The organism is Pseudoalteromonas sp. SIMBA_162, assembly GCF_046535955.1.
Taxonomy (GTDB): domain Bacteria; phylum Pseudomonadota; class Gammaproteobacteria; order Enterobacterales; family Alteromonadaceae; genus Pseudoalteromonas; species Pseudoalteromonas marina.
In genome coordinates, this window is the sequence record NZ_JAWJBQ010001414.1 from 1 (window position 1) to 228 (window position 228).

The 228-nt window shown below is 55.3% G+C and carries 1 pseudogene; it reads right to left on the reverse strand.

Features of this window, described 5'->3' with window-relative positions:
* A pseudogene (locus R0J88_RS24265) lies at positions 1-228 on the reverse strand (alpha-amylase); the annotation flags it as partial.

Sequence of the window (228 nt, forward strand, 5' to 3'; positions counted from 1 at the left end):
TTGTTTGCCCGCGCCAATTGCGGGATGGCGGGCGCGGAACTGGCTGATTTTCTGCCAGTGCGCGACGCTGGCGGCAGATTTACCGCTAACATCCTGCCAGTTCATATCCGAACGTGTACCTTGCAGCGGATCAGAACCTGTAGGACCGAACGGACGCGAGGATTCATCACCATAAAAGATTTGTACCGCGCCTGGCGCTAATAGTAATAACTCTGCTGCTTTGTCGCC